Origin of the sequence: Streptococcus infantis, assembly GCF_015546995.1 — a bacterium.
GTDB lineage: Bacteria > Bacillota > Bacilli > Lactobacillales > Streptococcaceae > Streptococcus > Streptococcus infantis_J.
The window spans coordinates 13,470-34,354 of record NZ_JADMUH010000008.1; the positions used below are offsets into that span (position 1 = coordinate 13,470).

The 20,885-nt window shown below is 40.5% G+C and carries 25 protein-coding genes; 22 read left to right on the forward strand and 3 right to left on the reverse strand.

Going from position 1 to position 20,885, the window contains the following annotated elements; genetic code table 11:
* Positions 1-16: 16 nt before the first annotated feature.
* The 8 genes from I1J71_RS04085 to dnaJ all read left to right on the forward strand — a co-directional run bounded on the left by I1J71_RS04085 (position 17) and on the right by dnaJ (position 7,361).
* A complete protein-coding gene (locus tag I1J71_RS04085; protein WP_060955281.1) occupies positions 17-337 on the forward strand; it encodes a PadR family transcriptional regulator in 321 nt (106 codons plus the stop codon).
* The gene (locus I1J71_RS04090; protein WP_083500972.1) at positions 337-912 is read left to right on the forward strand and encodes a DUF2812 domain-containing protein; all 576 of its coding nucleotides are present in this window, start codon (positions 337-339) and stop codon (positions 910-912) included. The genes I1J71_RS04085 and I1J71_RS04090 overlap by 1 nt, the downstream gene beginning before the upstream one ends.
* A 21-nt stretch (positions 913-933) precedes the next feature.
* Complete coding sequence (locus I1J71_RS04095; protein ID WP_195183817.1) at positions 934-1,446, forward strand: DUF2812 domain-containing protein; 513 nt, start codon at positions 934-936, stop codon at positions 1,444-1,446.
* 162 nt (positions 1,447-1,608) lie between these two features.
* A complete protein-coding gene (hrcA, locus tag I1J71_RS04100) occupies positions 1,609-2,643 on the forward strand; it encodes a heat-inducible transcriptional repressor HrcA (RefSeq protein ID WP_195183818.1) in 1,035 nt (344 codons plus the stop codon).
* 26 nt (positions 2,644-2,669) lie between these two features.
* Entirely contained in the window at positions 2,670-3,185 is a 516-nt protein-coding gene (gene grpE, locus I1J71_RS04105; RefSeq protein WP_195183819.1) for a nucleotide exchange factor GrpE, read from the forward strand.
* 137 nt (positions 3,186-3,322) lie between these two features.
* On the forward strand, positions 3,323-5,146 hold the full coding sequence (dnaK, locus tag I1J71_RS04110) for a molecular chaperone DnaK (RefSeq protein ID WP_195183820.1): 1,824 nt from the start codon (positions 3,323-3,325) through the stop codon (positions 5,144-5,146).
* A 246-nt stretch (positions 5,147-5,392) separates the two neighbouring features.
* Complete coding sequence (locus tag I1J71_RS04115) at positions 5,393-6,025, forward strand: DJ-1/PfpI family protein (RefSeq protein ID WP_195183821.1); 633 nt, start codon at positions 5,393-5,395, stop codon at positions 6,023-6,025.
* A 199-nt stretch (positions 6,026-6,224) separates the two neighbouring features.
* Positions 6,225-7,361, forward strand: coding sequence for a molecular chaperone DnaJ (gene dnaJ / locus I1J71_RS04120; RefSeq protein WP_195183822.1), 1,137 nt, complete (start codon positions 6,225-6,227; stop codon positions 7,359-7,361).
* 69 nt (positions 7,362-7,430) lie between these two features.
* Here the strand turns inward: dnaJ and I1J71_RS04125 are convergent, their stop codons facing one another.
* From I1J71_RS04125 to I1J71_RS04135, 3 genes are all read right to left on the reverse strand, one after another.
* Positions 7,431-8,072, reverse strand: a complete 642-nt coding sequence (locus tag I1J71_RS04125; protein ID WP_195183823.1) for a hypothetical protein — start codon at positions 8,070-8,072, stop codon at positions 7,431-7,433.
* A 72-nt stretch (positions 8,073-8,144) separates the two neighbouring features.
* Entirely contained in the window at positions 8,145-8,432 is a 288-nt protein-coding gene (locus tag I1J71_RS04130; protein WP_195183824.1) for a hypothetical protein, read from the reverse strand.
* A gap of 9 nt (positions 8,433-8,441) precedes the next feature.
* The gene (locus I1J71_RS04135; RefSeq protein ID WP_195183825.1) at positions 8,442-8,852 is read right to left on the reverse strand and encodes an HIT family protein; all 411 of its coding nucleotides are present in this window, start codon (positions 8,850-8,852) and stop codon (positions 8,442-8,444) included.
* Between the two features lie 67 nt (positions 8,853-8,919).
* On the opposite strand from I1J71_RS04135, the gene I1J71_RS04140 reads away from it, so the two are divergent.
* The 14 genes from I1J71_RS04140 (at position 8,920) to I1J71_RS04205 (ending at position 20,738) form a co-directional block, all read left to right on the forward strand.
* Entirely contained in the window at positions 8,920-9,651 is a 732-nt protein-coding gene (locus I1J71_RS04140; RefSeq protein WP_195183826.1) for an ABC transporter ATP-binding protein, read from the forward strand.
* Positions 9,648-10,697: an ABC transporter permease gene (locus I1J71_RS04145; protein ID WP_195183827.1), complete on the forward strand. Its 1,050-nt coding sequence runs from the start codon at positions 9,648-9,650 to the stop codon at positions 10,695-10,697. Before I1J71_RS04140 ends, I1J71_RS04145 begins: the two co-directional genes overlap by 4 nt.
* 47 nt (positions 10,698-10,744) lie before the next feature.
* Complete coding sequence (gene ccrZ / locus I1J71_RS04150) at positions 10,745-11,539, forward strand: cell cycle regulator CcrZ (protein WP_195183828.1); 795 nt, start codon at positions 10,745-10,747, stop codon at positions 11,537-11,539.
* Positions 11,536-12,171 (forward strand): tRNA (guanosine(46)-N7)-methyltransferase TrmB, encoded by a 636-nt coding sequence (gene trmB / locus I1J71_RS04155; protein WP_074324355.1) that lies wholly within the window; start codon positions 11,536-11,538, stop codon positions 12,169-12,171. The genes ccrZ and trmB overlap by 4 nt, the downstream gene beginning before the upstream one ends.
* Positions 12,172-12,297: 126 nt before the next feature.
* On the forward strand, positions 12,298-12,777 hold the full coding sequence (rimP, locus tag I1J71_RS04160) for a ribosome maturation factor RimP (protein WP_004251813.1): 480 nt from the start codon (positions 12,298-12,300) through the stop codon (positions 12,775-12,777).
* Between the two features lie 41 nt (positions 12,778-12,818).
* Positions 12,819-13,955 carry a transcription termination factor NusA gene (gene nusA / locus I1J71_RS04165; protein WP_195183829.1) on the forward strand — a complete coding sequence of 379 codons (1,137 nt, stop codon included), beginning with the start codon at positions 12,819-12,821 and terminating at the stop codon, positions 13,953-13,955.
* A gap of 21 nt (positions 13,956-13,976) precedes the next feature.
* Positions 13,977-14,270, forward strand: a complete 294-nt coding sequence (rnpM, locus tag I1J71_RS04170) for an RNase P modulator RnpM (protein WP_004251817.1) — start codon at positions 13,977-13,979, stop codon at positions 14,268-14,270.
* Positions 14,263-14,562 (forward strand): YlxQ-related RNA-binding protein, encoded by a 300-nt coding sequence (locus tag I1J71_RS04175; RefSeq protein WP_195183830.1) that lies wholly within the window; start codon positions 14,263-14,265, stop codon positions 14,560-14,562. The genes rnpM and I1J71_RS04175 overlap by 8 nt, the downstream gene beginning before the upstream one ends.
* A 16-nt stretch (positions 14,563-14,578) precedes the next feature.
* On the forward strand, positions 14,579-17,362 hold the full coding sequence (gene infB, locus I1J71_RS04180; RefSeq protein WP_195183831.1) for a translation initiation factor IF-2: 2,784 nt from the start codon (positions 14,579-14,581) through the stop codon (positions 17,360-17,362).
* A gap of 166 nt (positions 17,363-17,528) precedes the next feature.
* Entirely contained in the window at positions 17,529-17,879 is a 351-nt protein-coding gene (gene rbfA / locus I1J71_RS04185; RefSeq protein ID WP_004251823.1) for a 30S ribosome-binding factor RbfA, read from the forward strand.
* A gap of 146 nt (positions 17,880-18,025) precedes the next feature.
* The gene (locus I1J71_RS04190; RefSeq protein ID WP_195183832.1) at positions 18,026-18,805 is read left to right on the forward strand and encodes a hypothetical protein; all 780 of its coding nucleotides are present in this window, start codon (positions 18,026-18,028) and stop codon (positions 18,803-18,805) included.
* 101 nt (positions 18,806-18,906) lie between these two features.
* Positions 18,907-19,140, forward strand: a complete 234-nt coding sequence (locus I1J71_RS04195) for a DUF1858 domain-containing protein (RefSeq protein ID WP_000368732.1) — start codon at positions 18,907-18,909, stop codon at positions 19,138-19,140.
* A complete protein-coding gene (locus I1J71_RS04200) occupies positions 19,140-20,474 on the forward strand; it encodes a DUF438 domain-containing protein (protein ID WP_195183833.1) in 1,335 nt (444 codons plus the stop codon). The genes I1J71_RS04195 and I1J71_RS04200 overlap by 1 nt, the downstream gene beginning before the upstream one ends.
* 9 nt (positions 20,475-20,483) lie before the next feature.
* Positions 20,484-20,738: a DUF1912 family protein gene (locus I1J71_RS04205; protein WP_195183834.1), complete on the forward strand. Its 255-nt coding sequence runs from the start codon at positions 20,484-20,486 to the stop codon at positions 20,736-20,738.
* The last annotated feature ends 147 nt before the right edge of the window (positions 20,739-20,885 follow it).

Genomic DNA, 20,885 nt, shown 5'->3' on the forward strand with positions numbered 1-20,885 from the left:
TAGGAGGTCTGGTTAAATGGAATTAACAGATAAGATTAGGCGTGTCTACATTCCCATGACTGAAACGGGATTTTATATTCTGTTCTGTCTGCAAAAGGAGAACCATGGCTATGGTATTACGCAAACGGTCAAAGAAATGACAGATTCGCAGGTTTCGATTAGTCCTGGAACCATGTATGGAACCTTGTCAAAGATGGAAAAGGATGGTTTGATTTCCTTTGTCCGAGAAGAGGAAAAACGAAAAATCTATCAGATAACAGACTTGGGCCGAAAAGTTTTAGATATTGAGTTGAAACGTATTGAACGACTCTACAGAAACAGTCGGGAGGAGCTTTGATGGAAAAGAAAGTTGTTTATAGGATTTGTACCATTGCGGATTATGATAGAGAGGCTCTCTATCTCAGAGAAATGCATGCTCAAGGCTGGAAACTTAAGGAAGTAAGTTACTCTAACTTAGTGGTTGCGGTTAAGTATACTTTTGAAGAGTGCCAACCGGAGCAGGTGGTTTATCAGTTGGACTTTTATCCTATGAAAAAGTCAGAGAGAGCTTCCTATTTACAACTGTTTAAAGATTTTGGCTGGGAGCATATTACAAACTTTAATGGGTTTTCCTATTTTAGAAAGCTTTATTCTGGAGTTGAGTCGGATGCCGAGTTTGAAATTTATAATGACGCGGCCGGGAAGTTAGCAATGGTCAAGAAGATTTTAACAATGCGGATGCTTCCTATTTTGCTTCTCTTTTTAGCTCTACTACCGATTTTATCAAAGTTTGTCAGTGGAGGTAGTCATTTCAGTTGGGAAATGTTTTTGATTGTTATCATAGATTGTACTCTATTGATAGTTTTTGCGATTCAGATTTCATATGTTTTTTGGAGATTGTTTCAAAAGTGGAAAGAATTATCTGATAAATAGAACCATTTTGGAGGTTAGACAATGAATAGCAAAGTACAATTTCGAATGTTTACCATTTTTGATTTGGATAAGGTAGAAGATTATTTGCATGAGATGCATTTGAAAGGTTGGAAATTTAAATCGAATCGTTTTGGCTTTTTCTATTTTGAACAATGCCGACCAGATGATGTAATTTACCTTGTGTGGAATACTAGCTACCTTAGAAAAAATGAGGTAGATTTACAAAGTATGAAGGATAGAGGATGGGAATTTGTGGAAAATTGTTCTTATACTGTTTTTCGAAAAGCAACTTGTGATGTAGATTTAAATGATCAATCTTTCATGAACAATCATCTTCGATGGGATGTTGTGAAATCTGGACTTCGTACATCGATAGTTTCTATCTCTGGAGGTCTAGTTGTTTGTATGAGTCTGTTTCGCGAAAGCCTCTCTCATTCTTTCTTCCTTATTTTTGCCCTATATGCTCTTATGATTACTTATCTAATCTATAGTTTTTACAGACTTAAAAAGAAATATCTTGAGAATGTAAGATGATCTTCTAGGTCCTCAGACCGATTTTTAGCACTCTTGGTAAAAGAGTGCTAATTTTTTGAGTTTTTGTCTTGACATTCTTTTCTAAGGGTGTATAATAGAATCATAAGTTAGCACTTGGATGTGTCGAGTGCTAAAAAAGATCTATCAGAGAGGAGTAGCGAGATGGTTACAGAACGTCAGCAGAATATTTTAAATCTGATTATTGACATCTTTACCAAAACGCACGAACCTGTTGGATCCAAAGCCTTGCAAGAGTCTATCAACTCTAGTAGTGCTACCATTCGAAATGATATGGCAGCTCTAGAAAAGCAAGGTTTGCTTGAAAAGGCTCATACTTCCAGTGGTCGGATGCCCAGTGTGGCTGGATTTCAATACTATGTCAAACACTCCCTATCCTTTGACCGTTTAGCTGAAAATCAAGTTTATGAGATTGTAAAAGCCTTTGATCAGGAGTTCTTCAAGCTTGAGGATATCCTTCAAGAGGCAACGAAAATCTTGTCAGACTTGAGTGGTTGTACGGTTGTAGCGCTAGATGTAGAACCAAGTAGGCAGAAGCTAACAGCTTTTGATATCGTTGTCCTCGGACAACATACAGCACTGGCAGTTTTTACGCTTGATGAGTCTAGAACAGTTACCAGTCAGTTTTTGATTCCGAGAAATTTCTTGCAGGAGGATTTAAATCGCCTCAAGACCATGATTCAAGAGCGTTTCCTGGATCAAACTGTTTTGGATATTCACTACAAGATTCGGACAGAGATTCCGCAAATTATCCAACGTTACTTTACAACAACGGATAATGTTATGGACCTCGTCGAACATATCTTTAAAGAAATGTTCAATGAAAATATCGTGGTTTCTGGCAAAGTCAATCTCTTGAATTTTGCTAATCTAGCAGCTTATCAGTTTTTTGATCAGCCACAAAAGGTTGCTTTGGAGATTCGAGAAAATCTGATTGGCGACCAGATGCAAAGTGTCCGAGTTGCGGATAGCCAAGAATCTTGTCTTACTGACTTAGCAGTGATTAGCAGTAAGTTCCTGATTCCCTATCGTGGATTTGGAATTCTTGCGATTATAGGTCCGGTCAATCTGGATTATCAACAATTGGTTAATCAACTTAATGTTGTCAATCGAGTTTTGACTATGAAGTTGACGGATTTTTACCGCTATCTCAGCAGCAATCACTATGAAGTGAATTAAGATTGAAATCATTAAAGGAGGCGAAAATGGCCCAAGATATAAAAAATGAAGAAATAAAAGAAGAGGAAGTTGTGGAAACAGCTGAAGAAACAACTCCTGAGAAGTCTGAATTGGACTTAGCTAATGAACGTGCCGAGGAGTTTGAAAACAAATATCTTCGTGCCCACGCAGAAATGCAAAACATTCAGCGTCGTGCCAATGAAGAACGCCAACTTTTGCAACGTTATCGCAGCCAAGATTTGGCAAAAGCAATTTTGCCGTCACTTGACAACCTAGAACGTGCTCTTGCTGTCGAAGGATTGACGGATGATGTCAAAAAAGGCTTGGAGATGGTGCAAGAAAGTTTGATTCACGCTCTGGAAGAAGAAGGAATCGAAGAGATTCCAGCGGACGGTGAATTTGACCATAACTACCATATGGCTATTCAAACAGTTCCAGCTGATGATGAGCATCCAGCAGACACCATCGCACAAGTCTTCCAAAAAGGCTACAAACTCCATGACCGCATCCTAAGACCGGCTATGGTAGTTGTCTACAATTAGGCTAGAAAACTTGAAAAATCTTGTCCGAAACGACATTAAACTATGAAAGAAAGATAAACAATGGTTCAGCTTTACTAATAGTGAGCGAAGAGTATCAAAAAGAAAAAAAGAAGAAAAAACAACAAGGAGAAAAACACATGTCTAAAATTATCGGTATTGACTTAGGTACAACAAACTCAGCAGTAGCAGTTCTTGAAGGAACTGAATCAAAAATCATTGCAAACCCAGAAGGTAACCGCACAACTCCATCTGTAGTGTCATTCAAAAACGGTGAAATCATTGTTGGTGACGCTGCAAAACGTCAAGCGGTAACAAATCCAGATACAGTTATCTCTATCAAATCTAAGATGGGTACTTCTGAAAAAGTTTCTGCTAACGGAAAAGAATACACTCCACAAGAAATCTCAGCTATGATTCTTCAATACTTGAAAGGTTATGCTGAAGACTACCTTGGTGAAAAAGTAACGAAAGCAGTTATCACCGTTCCAGCTTACTTCAACGATGCTCAACGTCAAGCAACTAAAGACGCTGGTAAAATCGCTGGTCTTGAAGTAGAACGTATCGTCAACGAACCAACTGCAGCAGCTCTTGCTTACGGTTTGGATAAGACTGATAAAGAAGAAAAAATCTTGGTATTCGACCTTGGTGGTGGTACATTCGACGTATCTATCCTTGAATTGGGTGATGGTGTCTTTGATGTATTGGCAACTGCAGGGGATAACAAACTCGGTGGTGACGACTTTGACCAAAAAATCATCGACCACTTAGTAGCAGAATTCAAGAAAGAAAATGGTATCGACTTGTCAAACGACAAGATGGCTCTTCAACGTTTGAAAGATGCAGCAGAAAAAGCGAAGAAAGACCTTTCTGGTGTGACTTCAACTCAAATCAGCTTGCCATTTATCACTGCTGGTGAGGCTGGACCTCTTCACTTGGAAATGACTTTGACTCGTGCTAAATTCGACGATTTGACTCGTGACCTTGTAGAACGTACTAAAACTCCAGTTCGCCAAGCCCTTTCTGATGCAGGTTTGAGCTTGTCAGAAATCGACGAAGTTATCCTTGTCGGTGGTTCAACTCGTATCCCTGCCGTTGTTGAAGCTGTTAAAGCTGAAACTGGTAAAGAACCAAACAAATCAGTAAACCCTGATGAAGTTGTTGCTATGGGTGCTGCCATCCAAGGTGGTGTGATCACTGGTGATGTCAAAGACGTTGTCCTTCTTGACGTAACACCATTGTCACTTGGTATCGAAACAATGGGTGGAGTCTTTACAAAACTCATCGACCGCAACACTACAATTCCAACATCTAAATCACAAGTCTTCTCAACTGCGGCAGACAACCAACCAGCCGTTGATATCCACGTTCTTCAAGGGGAACGCCCAATGGCAGCAGATAACAAGACTCTTGGACGCTTCCAATTGACTGATATCCCAGCTGCACCTCGTGGAATCCCACAAATCGAAGTAACATTTGACATCGACAAGAACGGTATCGTATCTGTTAAGGCTAAAGACCTTGGAACTCAAAAAGAACAAACAATTGTTATCCAATCTAACTCAGGTTTGACAGACGAAGAAATCGATCGCATGATGAAAGATGCAGAAGCAAACGCTGAAGCAGATAAGAAACGTAAAGAAGAAGTAGACCTTCGTAACGAAGTAGATCAAGCTATCTTTGCGACTGAAAAGACAATCAAAGAAACTGAAGGCAAAGGCTTCGATGCAGAACGTGATGCTGCACAAGCTGCTCTTGAGGATCTTAAGAAAGCTCAAGAAGACAACAACTTGGACGAAATGAAAGCAAAACTTGAAGCATTGAACGAAAAAGCACAAGGACTTGCGGTTAAACTCTACGAACAAGCCGCAGCAGCGCAACAAGCTCAAGCAGGGGCAGAAGGCGCACAAGCAACAGGAAACGCAGGCGATGACGTCGTAGACGGAGAGTTTACGGAAAAATAAGATGCAAAGCCCGTTAAAACCTCACAGTGAAAATAGGAAATCTGACGCAGAAACTTTAGTTTCTAGAAAGATTTGTCTTTTTCACCAAGAGGTTAGGGCGTGCTCGATTTAGCCGAAACTCAATTCAGCCTTACTAGTTCTAAAACAAAGTATAATCGACTTTGTTTTAGAATGTCGTAATGATAGGAAGAAATCCAGAGGTTGCAACCCAGCCTCTGTTTTTCGGTAAAATAGAGGATGTTGCGTATGAAAAAAGTACTTTGTATCATTTATCCTAATTTTTCTCTTTATGAGATAACCACTTTAACGAGTACTTTAGCTCTGTCTTTTGATATCACGATTGATTATGTCGCTTCAGATCATTCGATAGTGGTCTCTGAGGATGGTTTGCTCTGTCAACCGACGAAAACATTGGATCAAATCCGTATAGAAGAGTATTCTTGTGTGATTTTGCCAGGAATGGTAAATATAGGTCCTGCTCTACTAGATGAGAAATTGATCTCGTTTTTGAGAGGTCTTGATGAGCAAGATATCCTAATTACAGCCATTTCTTCAGCGCCTCTTTTATTAGCGAAGGCAGGTCTGTTGAAGGACACGAAATTTACAGGTGGAATTTGGCAAAACTTCTTTGACTATTTTGAATTTCTTCCACGTGAGAATTTCCAACCGAAAGTTCTTGTGCAAGATAAACAAATCATTACGGCTATCGGTTTTGCACATCAAGAGTTTGCAAGAAAAGTGATTCTAAGTTTAGGGCTGGCAGAGAATACGGACAACTATTTTAAAGAACAAAACGAGTATGTAGAAGAGGATTTGATATTTACTCTATCAGATGAAGAGTTTGATCAAGTGAAGCAGAGTATAGAAAACAGCCTCTAAAGTTTTACATGAAAATTATAGAAAGGAACAAAGAGTGTTCGGGGAATTGAACTCGAGCTCTGAAGTTTCTTACTCAATATAAAAGAAAGGAACTGAACCCGACCTAAATTCTCGGAAAAAAGATAAATCTGTCTAGGAGCATCGCTCCTGCGTCAGATTTCCTATTTTTCAGTCGAATTTTACGGTCTTGGTATCTTAAATGAACAATACTGAATTTTATGACCGTTTGGGCGTTTCAAAGAATGCATCTCAAGATGAGATCAAGAAAGCCTATCGGAAATTATCTAAAAAATATCACCCAGATATCAATAAAGAACCTGGTGCTGAGGAAAAGTACAAGGAAGTTCAAGAAGCTTATGAGACTTTAAGTGACGAACAAAAGCGGGCGGCTTATGACCAATATGGTGCGGCTGGAGCCAACGGTGGCTTTGGTGGTGCAGGCGGTTTCGGTGGCTTCGATGGTGCAGGTGGTTTTGGTGGATTTGAAGATATCTTCTCAAGTTTTTTCGGCGGAGGCGGTTCTTCTCGCAATCCAAACGCTCCTCGTCAAGGTGATGACCTCCAGTATCGCGTCAATTTGACTTTTGAAGAAGCCATCTTTGGTACTGAAAAAGAAGTCAAATACAATCGTGAATCAAGCTGTCGTACTTGTAACGGATCAGGTGCTAAGCCTGGAACAAGTCCAGTTACTTGTGGACGCTGTCACGGTTCTGGTGTTATCAATGTCGATACTCAAACACCGCTTGGTATGATGCGTCGTCAAGTAACCTGTGATGTCTGTCATGGTCGCGGAAAAGAAATCAAAGATCCATGTACAACATGTCATGGAACAGGTCATGAAAAACAAGCCCACAGTGTCCATGTGAAAATTCCAGCAGGTGTTGAAACTGGTCAACAAATTCGTCTAGCTGGTCAAGGGGAGGCAGGCTTTAACGGTGGTCCTTATGGAGACTTGTATGTAGTAGTTTCTGTAGAAGCAAGCGATAAATTTGAACGTGAAGGAACAACTATTTTCTACAAGTTAAATCTCAATATTGTCCAAGCAGCCCTTGGAGATACAGTAGATATTCCAACAGTTCATGGGGATGTTGAATTGGTGATTCCAGAGGGAACTCAAACCGGTAAACGATTCCGTTTGCGTGGTAAGGGTGCGCCAAGTCTTCGTGGTGGTGCTGTTGGTGACCAATACGTCACTGTTAATGTCGTGACTCCAACAGGCTTGAACGAACGACAAAAAGCAGCCTTGAAAGAATTCGCAGCTGCAGGTGATTTGAAAGTCAATCCAAAGAAAAAAGGCTTCTTTGACCATATAAAAGATGCCTTTGAGGGTGAATAAAACAAAAGAGCCATAAGGCTCTTTTTTGTTTGTAGTTAGTATCGGAGAAAAGATTCTCTGACTGATCTGCTATTGATATTTTTGAATGAGCAAGCCGGCTTTATCCATTTCCTGGATCAGTTGCTTGATTTCCGCTTCTTTGCCAGGTTTCACAGTTACGGTATCAATGTGCTTAATCGCCGAATTATCCTGAATATCTACCAAGGTCAACGCTTTTTCATAGAATGCGACACCCTTTTTTAGGCTCTCCTGATCCTTCCAATATAGAATTGAGTAATTAGGATTTGGTTTCTTTCCGATTCCTTGTAAGTAATTCCTACTTTCCTCCTCTAAAAATTGTATTAAACCATGATTGAATAAGTTATCTTCTACTGAGTGATAGGAGATATCTCCTGTGTTTAAGACATAGACTTTGAGTCGGTTTTTAGTGAGGTTAGGACTTTCCTTAAGGACAGGGTGGCTATTGATGACCTCATCTGAGAAAGTCACATAAAAATCCAAGCCTCCCCCCTCGTATTGATAGTGTCCGTTTGATTCAACTTTCTCAGGAGGCAGGTCAAGGGAGATAAAGATTTGTTTTAAGGTTTCATTTCCTTCTCGAATGTCACTTGATGAGGCCTTGAAAAGATTGGCCACAAGTAGAAATGCTAGGGTTACAAAAAGACAGAAGCAACCAGAAATAATCAAGATGACTTTTAAAAATGGTTTCATGTTTAGTCCCTCCCGAGCTGGTAATCCAAGATGGATTTAAGGGGATATAAGGAAAGTTGGATGCTTTCTTTTTTAGTTTTCTTCAGTTTCTCGTAGTTCTTTTATCACAGCAAGTCTTGCTTGGAAGTCTTTCTCTAAGGCTTTAAATTTGTAAGTGAGGTCTTCTTGATACTCCTTGATGACTTCTTTTTGTTGATTGATAATTTGTAAGCTATTTTGGATAACATCTAAATCACCTTTGATTGCTTCAACGCGATCAGTTGTATCTATAACTTCTTCAGTGATAACTTCACGATTTTTAACGAGGAGGTAAGATCCGACTGCTGATCCAGCAAAAAGTAGCAAATTTGATAGTTTCATAGGAACTCCTTAAGCGTTTTTGATCATTTCAGCGACTTGGGCAAGTTTGTCAAAGTCAGGTTCATGGGCAACAAAGTCGATTTTTAGGTCATCCTCGGCACCATAACGAGGAACGAGGTGGACATGGGTATGGAAAACGGTTTGTCCAGCTACCTCTTCGCAGTTGGCGATGATATTCATGCCTTCAGCTTGGGTAGCCTTCATGACCTTTTGAGCAATAACCGGAATCTTTGCAAAGAGTTGGCTAGCGCTCGTCGCATCCATTTCCAAAAGGTTGCGATAGTGTTCTTTAGGTACGACTAAGGTATGACCAGGTGTTACTTGAGAAATATCAAGGAAGGCAAGAACCTGTTCATCCTCATAAACTTTGGCTGCAGGGATTTCTCCTGCTAAAATCTTACAAAAAATACAATCTGACATAAAAACCACCTCTAGTGTATTGAATTTTGATATAATATAGCTACATTATACCAGATTCGGAGAAAATATGTTAGAAATTAAAAACCTGACAGGAGGCTATGTTCATGTCCCTGTCTTGAAAGATGTGTCCTTTACAGTTGAAAGCGGACAGTTAGTTGGTTTGATTGGTTTGAATGGTGCAGGAAAATCAACGACTATCAATGAGATTATTGGTCTTTTGACGCCATATAGTGGGGAGATTAAGATTGACGGATTGACTCTAGGAGAGGATGCTACGAGCTATCGCAAGAAAATTGGTTATATCCCTGAAACTCCTAGCTTGTATGAAGAATTGACTCTCAGAGAGCATATTGAGACGGTTGCTATGGCCTATGGTATCGAGCAAAATATCGCTTTTGAACGTATAGAACCACTTTTAAAAATGTTCCGTTTGGATCAAAAATTGGATTGGTTTCCAGTTCATTTTTCCAAAGGGATGAAGCAAAAGGTTATGATTATCTGTGCCTTTGTCGTGGATCCTAGTCTCTTTATCGTAGACGAACCTTTCCTTGGTCTTGATCCTTTGGCGATTTCAGATTTGATTCAACTTCTAGAAGCGGAAAAGAAAAAAGGAAAATCTATCCTTATGAGTACCCACGTTCTTGATTCTGCTGAAAAGATGTGTGACTCTTTTGTCATTCTTCACAAAGGTCAAGTAAGAGCCAAAGGAAATCTCCAACAACTCCGAGAAGCCTTTGATATGCCAGAAGCAAGCCTCAATGATATCTATTTGGCTCTGACCAAAGAGGAGGAGCTATGAAGGACTTGTTTTTAAAACGAAAGCAGGAATTTCGTAAGGAATGCTTGGGCTATCTCCGTTATGTGCTCAATGATCATTTTGTCTTATTTTTGTTGGTGTTGTTAGGATTTTTGGCCTACCAGTACAACCAGTTGCTCCAACACTTTCCTGAGAATCATTTCCCAATCCTAATTTTGATTGGGCTTATATCTATTTTACTTTTGCTTTGGGGTGGTATTGCGACCTATCTAGAAGCGCCTGACAAACTATTTCTTTTAGTTGCTGAAGAAGAAGTGAGAGAACACATTCAGAAGCAAAGTCTGATTTCTTTCATCTTTTGGGTCAGTGTACAGACTCTCTTTTTGCTCCTGTTTGCGCCTTTATTCTTAGCCATGGGTCTTGGTTTGCCGATTTTTGGAGTCTATCTCCTTGTCTTGGGAATAGTAAAATATGTGATTTTTCGCCAAAAGTCTAGCAACTTTTTCCTTGGAAATGGACTTGACTGGGATTATGTCATTGCACAAGAAAGTAAACGGAAGCAGTTCTTGCTTCGATTCTTTGCCCTCTTTACACAGGTCAGGGGAATTTCAAATAGTGTTAAGCGCCGAGCTTATCTGGACTTTATTCTCAAGGGAGTTCAGAAAGTACCAGGGGAAATCTGGCAGAACCTCTATCTTCGTTCCTATCTTAGAAATGGAGATTTATTCGCCCTTAGTCTGCGACTCATAATCCTATCTTTGACCGCTATCATCTTCATTGAGCAATCTTGGATTGCAGTCGCAATTGTAATTTTATTCAATTATCTTTTGTTATTCCAGCTTCTAGCCCTCTATCATGCCTTTGACTATCAATATTTGACGCAATTATTCCCAGTAGGTAAGGGGCAAAAAGAGAAAGGCTTGAAGAAAATTTTGAGAGCGATTGGGGTTTTTGTATTAATCTTGGAAAGTCTCATAGGATTGCTTATTTTTAAGGACAAAATTCTTGTTCTAGCACTTGTGGGAGCAAGTCTTGTCTTGCAATTTCTTTATTTGCCGTATCAACTGAGAAGATTGGTTGACGAATAGCATAAAAATTAGTAGAATAATAAGGAAACTTTATTCGGAGGAAAGAAATGGACTTGGGTGATATTGAGCTAACGCTAACCCCGATATCTGGGAAGAGCGGAAAAGCTTATATGGGAAGTTATCCTGATGGAAAACGTGTTTTTATAAAAATGAATACTTCTCCAATCCTGCCTGGTTTAGCTAGAGAGCAAATTGCACCACAATTGCTCTGGAGCCGTCGTTTACCAGATGGCCGTGATATGTCCGCTCAGGAATGGTTGACAGGAAAAATTTTGACGCCAAGTGATATGAACCGTAAACAAATTATCGATATTTTGACACGTTTACACTGTTCACGTCCCTTAATGACCCAGTTGACACGATTGGGATATGCAATGGAAACACCTTCGGATTTACTTCAGTCATGGGTAAACAAGGCTCCGGATGCTTTAAAAAACAACCAGTATCTACGTATGGTTTTAGGTGATTTGCGTGAGAATCTTCCTGGCTTTAGGGAAGACTATGCAACCATAGTCCATGGGGATGTTCGTCATAGCAACTGGTTTGAGACAGAGAGTGGCTTGATTTATTTAGTAGATTGGGATTCTGTTCGCTTGACTGATCGTATGTTTGATGTGGCCTATCTGCTCTGTCACTATATTCCAGAGTATCAGTGGCAAGAATGGCTAACTAATTATGGCTATAAGTATAATCAAACTGTCTTGAATAAGTTATATTGGTATGCTCAACTGTCATTTTTGAGCCTCATTACCAAATACTATGAAAATCAAGATTTGGATAATGTAAATCGGGAAATCTATGCTTTGCGTAGCTTCCGAGATAAGTATGGAAAGAAAAAATGAGAGTTAGAAATCGTAAAGGGGCAACAGAACTGTTAGAGGCTAATCCGCAGTATGTTGTCTTAAACCCCGCAGAAGCTAAAGGAAAGTGGCGAGATTTGTTTGGCAATGACAATCCAATCCATGTAGAGGTTGGTAGCGGCAAGGGTGCTTTCGTAACAGGAATGGCCAAACAAAATCCTGGCATCAACTATATCGGGATTGATATTCAGAAATCTGTATTAAGCTATGCCTTAGACAAGGTCTTAGAAGTTGGAGTTCCCAACATCAAACTTCTATGGGTTGATGGTTCAGAATTGACCAATTATTTTGAAGATGGTGAAATTGATCGCTTGTATTTGAATTTCTCGGATCCATGGCCTAAAAAACGCCATGAGAAGCGTCGTTTGACTTATAAGAGCTTCTTGGATACTTTCAAACGAATCTTACCTGAACACGGTGAAATTCATTTCAAGACAGATAATCGTGGCTTGTTTGAATATAGCTTAGTGAGCTTTTCACAATATGGCATGAAACTCAATGGTGTTTGGCTAGATTTACATGCTAGCGACTTTGAAGGAAATGTCATGACTGAGTATGAACAAAAGTTCTCAAGCAAAGGTCAAGTCATCTACCGAGTTGAAGCAGAATTTTAAGAAAAAGCTTGAAATCAGGCTATTTGAGAGCTTATGCTTTACATTAGTACTAAAAAGTGCTATACTATTATCAAGAATATAAGAAAGAGAGGCGGGGAGATATCTTCGCCTCTTGCTTATGAGGAGGTGGACGCAATCGCAACGATCGTTGAATTAGTCAGAGAAGTCGTAGAACCTGTTATTGAAGCTCCTTTTGAACTCGTAGATATCGAGTACGGAAAGATTGGCAGTGACATGATTCTTAGTATTTTTGTAGACAAGCCTGAAGGAATCACCTTGAATGATACGGCAGACTTGACTGAAATTATCAGTCCTGTCCTAGATACTATCAAACCGGATCCCTTCCCAGAACAATATTTCCTAGAAATTACAAGCCCAGGATTGGAGCGTCCTTTGAAAACCAAGGAAGCAGTCGCTGGAGCGGTTGGGAAATACATCCATGTCGGGCTCTATCAAGCCATTGATAAGCAAAAGGTTTTTGAAGGAACCTTGTTGTCCTTTGAAGAGGATGAGTTGACTATGGAATATATGGATAAAACTCGCAAGAAAACAGTCCAAATTCCATATAACTTGGTATCAAAAGCACGTTTAGCAGTAAAATTATAGAAAGAAAGGATAGCTTTTGAGAATTCAAAAGTAAAAAGAACATGAGTAAAGAAATGCTAGAGGCCTTCCGCATTTTGGAAGAAGACAAGGGAATCAAGAAAGAAGATATCATCGACGCAGTAGTAGAATCACTTCGTTCTGCTTACCGTAGACGCTATGGTCAATCAGATAGTGTAGCTATTGATTTCAACGAAAAGACAGGGGACTTTACTGTCTATACTGTTCGTGAAGTTGTTGATGAAGTATTTGATAGCCGTTTGGAAATCAGTTTAAAAGATGCCCTTGCTATTAATTCAGCCTATGAGCTTGGTGACAAAATCAAATTTGAAGAAGCACCAGGAGAGTTTGGTCGTGTAGCAGCCCAATCTGCTAAACAAACAATCATGGAAAAAATGCGTAAGCAAACACGTGCCATTACCTACAATACATACAAAGAGCATGAACAAGAAATCATGTCAGGTACAGTAGAACGTTTTGACAACCGCTTCATTTATGTCAATCTTGGCAGCATCGAAGCCCAATTGTCTAAACAAGACCAAATTCCTGGAGAAGTTTTTGCTTCTCATGACCGTATTGAAGTCTATGTCTACAAAGTGGAAGACAACCCTCGTGGAGTTAACGTTTTTGTAAGTCGTAGCCATCCAGAAATGATCAAGCGTTTGATGGAACAAGAAATTCCAGAAGTGTACGATGGAACTGTTGAAATCATGAGCGTAGCCCGTGAAGCAGGTGACCGTACAAAGGTTGCTGTTCGTAGTCACAATCCTAACGTGGATGCTATCGGAACAATCGTTGGACGTGGTGGAGCGAACATCAAGAAAATCACTAGCAAATTCCACCCAGCTCGCTACGATGCTAAGAGTGACCGCATGGTACCGGTAGAAGAAAACATCGACGTTATCGAGTGGGTAGCAGATCCAGCTGAGTTTATTTACAATGCTATTGCTCCTGCTGAAGTTGACCAAGTTATCTTTGATGAAAATGACAGCAAACGTGCCTTAGTCGTTGTGCCAGATAACAAACTATCTCTTGCAATCGGTCGTCGTGGACAAAATGTTCGCTTAGCAGCACATTTGACTGGTTACCGTATCGATATCAAGTCTGCAAGTGAATTTGAAGCTATGGAAGAAGCAGGTCAAGTGGATTACGCTGAAACAGACGAATTGACTAAAGAATAAGATCTGCTAGAGGAGGGAAAGATGAAAACAAGAAAAATCCCTTTGCGCAAGTCTGTTGTTTCCAACGATGTGATTGATAAGCGAGATTTACTTCGTATTGTCAAGAATAAAGAAGGTGAGGTCTTTATCGATCCGACAGGCAAGGCTAATGGCCGGGGCGCTTATATCAAGCTAGACAATGCAGAAGCCCTAGAGGCTAAAAAGAAAAAAGTCTTTAACCGTAGCTTTAATATGGAAGTTGAAGAAAGCTTTTATGACGAGTTGATCGCCTATGTTGATCACAAAGTAAAAAGAAGAGAGTTAGGACTTGAATAAGCAAAAAGTAAGTAATCTCTTGGGATTGGCTCAGCGAGCAGGGAAAATCATCTCGGGTGAAGAAATGGTTGTCAAAGCCATTCAAGACCGGAAAGTTAAATTGGTATTTCTAGCTCATGATGCTGGCCCCAATCTAACCAAGAAGATTCAGGATAAAAGCCACTATTATCAAGTAGAAGTTATTACCGTGTTTTCAACACTGGAATTAAGCATAGCAGTCGGGAAATCAAGAAAAGTATTGGCTGTGACAGATGCTGGATTTACAAAGAAAATGAGGTCTCTTATGGAATAGAAGAGGAGGACATGATTTGTCTAAGAAAAGATTGTACGAAATCGCAAAAGAACTTGGAAAAGAAAGTAAGGAAGTTGTAGCGCGTGCAAAAGAGCTGGGCTTGGAAGTGAAAAGCCATGCTTCAAGCGTAGAGGCTGCTGCTGCTGAAAAAATCGTAGCTAGCTTTAAGCCTGCTGCTCCAAAAACAGAAGCAAAACCTGTAGCGCCAAAAGCAAGTGTAGAAAAGAAAGTTGAAAAGCCTGCATCAGCTAAACCAGTTGTTGCTAAGGAAGAAAGCAAACCAGCTACACCTGCAGCTTCTAAGGAAGAAAAAGTTGTAGCTGCAAGACCACAGAGTCGAAACTTTAAGGCGGAACGTGAAGCGCGTGCCAAAGAGCAAGCGGAACGACGCAAGCAAAACAAGGGTAACAACCGCGATCAACAACAAAACGGTAACCGTCAAAAGAACGATAACCGTAATGGTGGGAAACCTGGTCAAGGGAACCGTGACAATCGTCGTTTTAACGACCAAGGGAAGAAACCACAAGGCCAAGGAAATCGTGGCAATGATTATCGCCAACAAGCTGATAATCGTCCCAACCAAGCTGGTCCTCGTATTGACTTTAAAGCTCGAGCAGCGGCTTTGAAGGCTGAGCAAAATGCAGAATACGCACGCTCAAGTGAGGAACGCTTCAAACAGTCTCAAGTTGCCAGAGAAGCCTTGGCTCAAGCTAATAAACGCAAGGAGCCAGAGGAAATCTTTGAGGAAGCTGCTAAACTAGCTGAACAAACTCAGCCTGTAGTTGAAGTAGCTCCTGTAGCCAAAGAGGCTGTAGTAGATACACGTCGTAAAAAGCAAGCTCGACCAGACAAAGATCGTGACGATTACGATCATGAGGAAGATGGTCCTAGAAAACAACAAAAGAATCGAAGTAGTCAGAATCAAGTGAGAAATCAAAGAAATAGTAACTGGAATAACAATAAGAAAAATAAAAAAGGCAATAAACAAAATAACCGTAATCAGGCTCCAAAATCTATTACAGAGCGTAAATTCCATGAATTGCCAACAGAATTTGAATATACAGATGGTATGACTGTTGCGGAAATCGCAAAACGTATCAAACGTGAACCAGCTGAGATTGTTAAGAAACTATTTATGATGGGCGTTATGGCCACTCAAAACCAATCTTTGGATGGAGAAACAATCGAACTCCTCATGGTTGATTATGGAATTGAAGCTAAACAAAAGGTAGAAGTGGACAATGCGGATATCGAACGTTTCTTCGTAGAAGATGGATATTTAAATGAAGACAAGTTGGTTGAACGTCCACCAGTTGTAACTATCATGGGACACGTTGACCATGGTAAAACAACCCTTTTGGATACCCTACGTAATTCTCGTGTCGCTACAGGAGAAGCAGGTGGTATCACTCAGCATATTGGTGCCTACCAGATTGAGGAAAATGGTAAGAAGATTACCTTCCTTGATACACCAGGACACGCGGCCTTTACTTCTATGCGTGCACGTGGTGCCTCTGTTACCGATATTACGATCTTGGTCGTAGCGGCAGATGACGGGGTTATGCCTCAAACTATCGAAGCCATCAACCACTCAAAAGCAGCTAATGTTCCAATCATCGTTGCTATTAACAAGATTGATAAGCCAGGTGCAAACCCAGAACGCGTTATCGGCGAATTGGCTGAACACGGTGTTATGTCAACTGCCTGGGGTGGTGATTCTGAGTTTGTAGAAATCTCAGCCAAATTCAACCAAAATATCGATGAACTCTTGGAAACTGTTCTTCTTGTAGCTGAAATTCAAGAGCTCAAAGCAGACCCAACTGTTCGTGCCATCGGTACGGTAATCGAAGCTCGCTTGGATAAGGGTAAAGGTGCGGTTGCAACCCTTCTTGTTCAACAAGGGACCTTGAATGTTCAAGACCCAATCGTTGTTGGTAATACTTTCGGACGTGTCCGTGCCATGACCAATGACCTTGGACGTCGTGTTAAGGTTGCAGGACCATCAACACCAGTATCTATTACAGGTTTGAACGAAGCACCGATGGCGGGTGATCACTTTGCCGTTTATGAAGATGAAAAATCTGCTCGTGCAGCTGGTGAAGAACGTGCCAAACGTGCTCTTATGAAGCAACGTCAAGCTACACAGCGTGTTAGCCTTGAAAACCTCTTTGACACTCTTAAAGCTGGTGAACTCAAGTCTGTTAACGTCATCATTAAAGCTGACGTACAAGGTTCAGTTGAAGCCCTTTCTGCCTCACTACAAAAGATTGACGTGGAAGGTGTAAAAGTTACCATCGTCCACTCAGCAGTTGGTGCTATCAACGAATCTGACGTGACTCTTGCGGAAGCTTCAAATGCCTTTATCGTTGGTTTCAACGTACGTCCTACACCACAAGCCCGTCAACAAGCAGAAGCAGACGATGTAGAAATCCGTCTCCACAGCATTATCTACAAGGTTATCGAAGAGATGGAAGAAGCCATGAAAGGTATGCTTGATCCAGAATTTGAAGAAAAAGTTATCGGTGAAGCGATTATCCGTGAAACCTTCAAAGTGTCTAAAGTCGGAACAATCGGTGGATTTATGGTTACTAGCGGTAAAGTTACCCGTGACTCTAAAGTCCGTGTTATTCGTGACGGTGTCGTTATTTACGATGGTGAACTTGCAAGTTTGAAACACTATAAAGATGACGTCAAAGAAGTTACAAACGGCCGTGAAGGTGGTCTCATGATTGATGGCTACAATGATATCAAGATGGATGATGTGATTGAGGCCTATATCATGGAAGAAATCAAACGATAATAGAGAAACGATAGCTCATTTGACTCGTTGTCAACAGCGCCTTGATGAACCCTTAGTTCTATCTAAGGCTTGTTTCCTAGATTCAAATGGCTCTAGTTCCTCTATCTTCTAGAAATAGCTAGGTCTGCTGGCCTAGCTTTTGATTCAATAGAGAGGAAGGAATAGCATGGGAAATCATTTCCGTACGGATCGTGTGGGCATGGAAATCAAGCGTGAAGTCAATGAGATTTTACAAAAGAAAGTCCGTGATCCTCGTGTCCAAGGCGTGACCATCACAGATGTTCAGATGCTAGGTGACTTATCTGTAGCTAAGGTTTACTACACCATTTTGAGTAATCTTGCTTCAGATAATCAAAAGGCCCAAATTGGCCTTGAAAAAGCAACCGGAACTATCAAACGTGAGCTTGGTCACAATTTGAAATTGTATAAAATTCCAGACTTGACCTTTGTCAAAGACGAATCCATCGAGTATGGAAACAAGATTGACGAAATGTTACGCAATCTGGATAAGAAATAAGAAAGAGGGGCAACCCTCTTTTTTGTTACTTTAAACATGATGATAGATTAATTAGCTGCCCTTCTTAAAAGTCGGTTAAAAAAATGTATAAATCTCTAATAGTATGATATGATAAAGCTTAACTTGAATATAAAATGGAGATATAGATGGCTAAACAATATATAGCTATAAAAGTTTTACAACAAGTTGTAAAGCTTCCTGTCGTGAAAGTAAATAGAGAAAAATTTTTAGTGGAGAAGTTCTCTAAAGAATTAGATAAGAAGGATATTGCCAAATTGTTAGAACAAGGTCCTCCTTCATTATTACCCCAGAAAACCTTAGATAGGGTAGCCAGGTCCTGCATAAAGGATAATGTTTTACGAGCAAGTGGAACATCTGTTCTAGCGGGTCTACCTGGAGGTATTCTAATGGCGCTTACTATTCCAACGGATGTAGCTCAGTTTTATGCTTTTTCCTTGAAATTAGCCCAAGAATTGGGATATATTTATGGTTATGATGATCTTTGGGCTTCACGAAATGAATTGAGTGAAGAAGCCAAAAATACACTCTTACTCTATCTCGGGGTCATGCTTGGGGTAAACGGAGCGGGTGCCTTGCTTCGTTCTGGTGGTGTTACAGTCGCTAAACATGTAATGACCACAGTACCTCAGAAAGCCGTAGCCAAAGCTGGCTGGTACCCTATTTTAAAAAAGGTTATGAAAATTTTTGGGGTTACTCTTACAAGGAGAGGCTTGGCAAAGGGAATGGGAAAAGCGATTCCTATTCTAGGTGGGGTTATTTCAGGGGGATTAACCTATGCGACTATGAAACCCATGGGCGAAAGATTGCAAAGGGAATTATCCAAACTAGTCAATTATAGTGAAGATCAGTATCAAAGAGATGTAGAAACGATTCGAAAAGAAGCAGAAATCATCGAAGCAGAGTAATAGGAAGAAACTAGTAGGCTTGTACTGCTAGTTTTTTTATCCTAGCCCTTGTGGTATAATGAAAAAAGAAAATCCTGTGTGAAAACAGAATGGAGGTTGTGATGGATAATATTATTGACGTATCTATTCCCGTTGCGGAAGTGGTGGATAAACATCCAGAAGTTTTAGATATTTTGGTTGAGCTTGGTTTTAAACCTCTTGCAAATCCCTTGATGCGTAATACGGTTGGGCGAAAAGTATCGCTCAAACAAGGCTCAAAGCTTGAAGGGACTCCTATGGATAAGATTGTGCGTACGCTTGAAGCAAATGGTTACGAAGTGATCGGGTTAGACTAATGACAGATGAACGTATTCATATCCTGCGAGATATTTTATTAGAATTGCATAATGGAGCCTCTCCAGAGTCCGTTCAGGAACGCTTTGATGCGACCTTTACTGGTGTATCTGCTATCGAGATTTCCCTCATGGAGCACGAGTTGATGAACTCTGACTCAGGTGTTACCTTTGAAGATGTCATGGAACTCTGTGATGTTCATGCCAATCTCTTTAAAAATGCTGTTAAAGGCGTAGAAGTTGAGGATACCGAGCATCCTGGTCACCCTGTGCGTGTCTTTAAGGATGAAAATTTAGCCCTCCGAGCTGCTTTGATTCGGGTCCGTAGATTGCTCTCGACTTATGAATCTGTGGACGATGAGGAGATGCTGGTAGAAATGCGCAAAGGCTTGGTACGTCAGATGGGGCTTGTTGGTCAATTTGATATTCACTATCAGCGCAAGGAAGAGCTTTTTTTTCCTATCATGGAACGTTATGGACATGATTCACCTCCCAAAGTTATGTGGGGAGTGGATGATCAGATTAGGGATCTCTTTCAAACAGCCTTAGTGGCAACTAAGTCGCTCCCAGAAGTGCCAATTTCCACCGTAAAGGAAGCTTTTGAAGCTTTTGCGACAGAGTTTGAAAGTATGATTTTTAAGGAAGAATCAATCCTACTCATGATTCTGCTTGAATCCTTTACCCAGGATGACTGGATTCAGATTGCTGAGGAAAGTGATGCCTATGGATATGCTATTATCCGTCCGTCTGAGAAATGGATACCAGAACGTCAAAGCTTTGTTGAGGAAAAAAGTGTAGAAGAACCAATTCAGCCAGAAACTGTAGATGGACAAGTTCAGCAAGTGATTGATACGCCAGAAGGCCAGCTTACCATCACCTTCACACCTAAGGAAAAGGAAACAGTAGTAGATCGCAATAGCCAGCAGGCTTTTGGCAATGGCTATCTCTCGGTTGAACAGGCGAATCTTATCCTTAATCATTTGCCGATGGAGATTACCTTTGTTAATAAGGATGATATTTTCCAGTATTATAATGACAATACTCCAGCGGATGAAATGATTTTCAAGCGGACACCGTCTCAAGTTGGACGTAATGTCGAACTATGTCATCCACCAAAATATTTGGAGAAGGTCAAAGCCATTATGCAAGGTCTTCGTGAAGGGAAAAAAGACAAGTACGAGATGTGGTTCAAGTCAGAATCACGTGGAAAGTTTGTCCATGTCACCTACGCTGCAGTACATGATGAAAACGGGGAATTTCAAGGTGTGTTGGAGTATGTTCAGGACATCCAACCCTACCGTGAGATTGATACAGACTTTTTCCGTGGATTAGAATAAGGAGAAAAAATGAGTTACGAGCAAGAATTTATGAAGGAATTTGAAGCCTGGGTTAATACCCAGATTATGATCAATGATATGGCTCTTAAGGAAAGTCAAAAGGTTTATGGAGAAGATCAAGATGAGCGCGCTAAAGATGCCATGATTCGCTACGAGAGTCGCTTGGATGCCTACCAGTTCTTACTAGGTAAATTTGAAAACTTCAAGGCAGGCAAGGGATTCCATGATTTACCAGAAGGTTTGTTTGGTGAGAGAAATTATTAATTTTTAGAAATTAGAAAGGAGGCTGGGACAAAAGTCCTAGCCTCTCAATTGTCTTTGGATTGTCGAGCAAGACGCAGTGGTTGAGTGGGCTCTACTACGCTGATTTCATCAGCTTTTACAGCCCTACTCAACTGTGCGGAGGTGGGA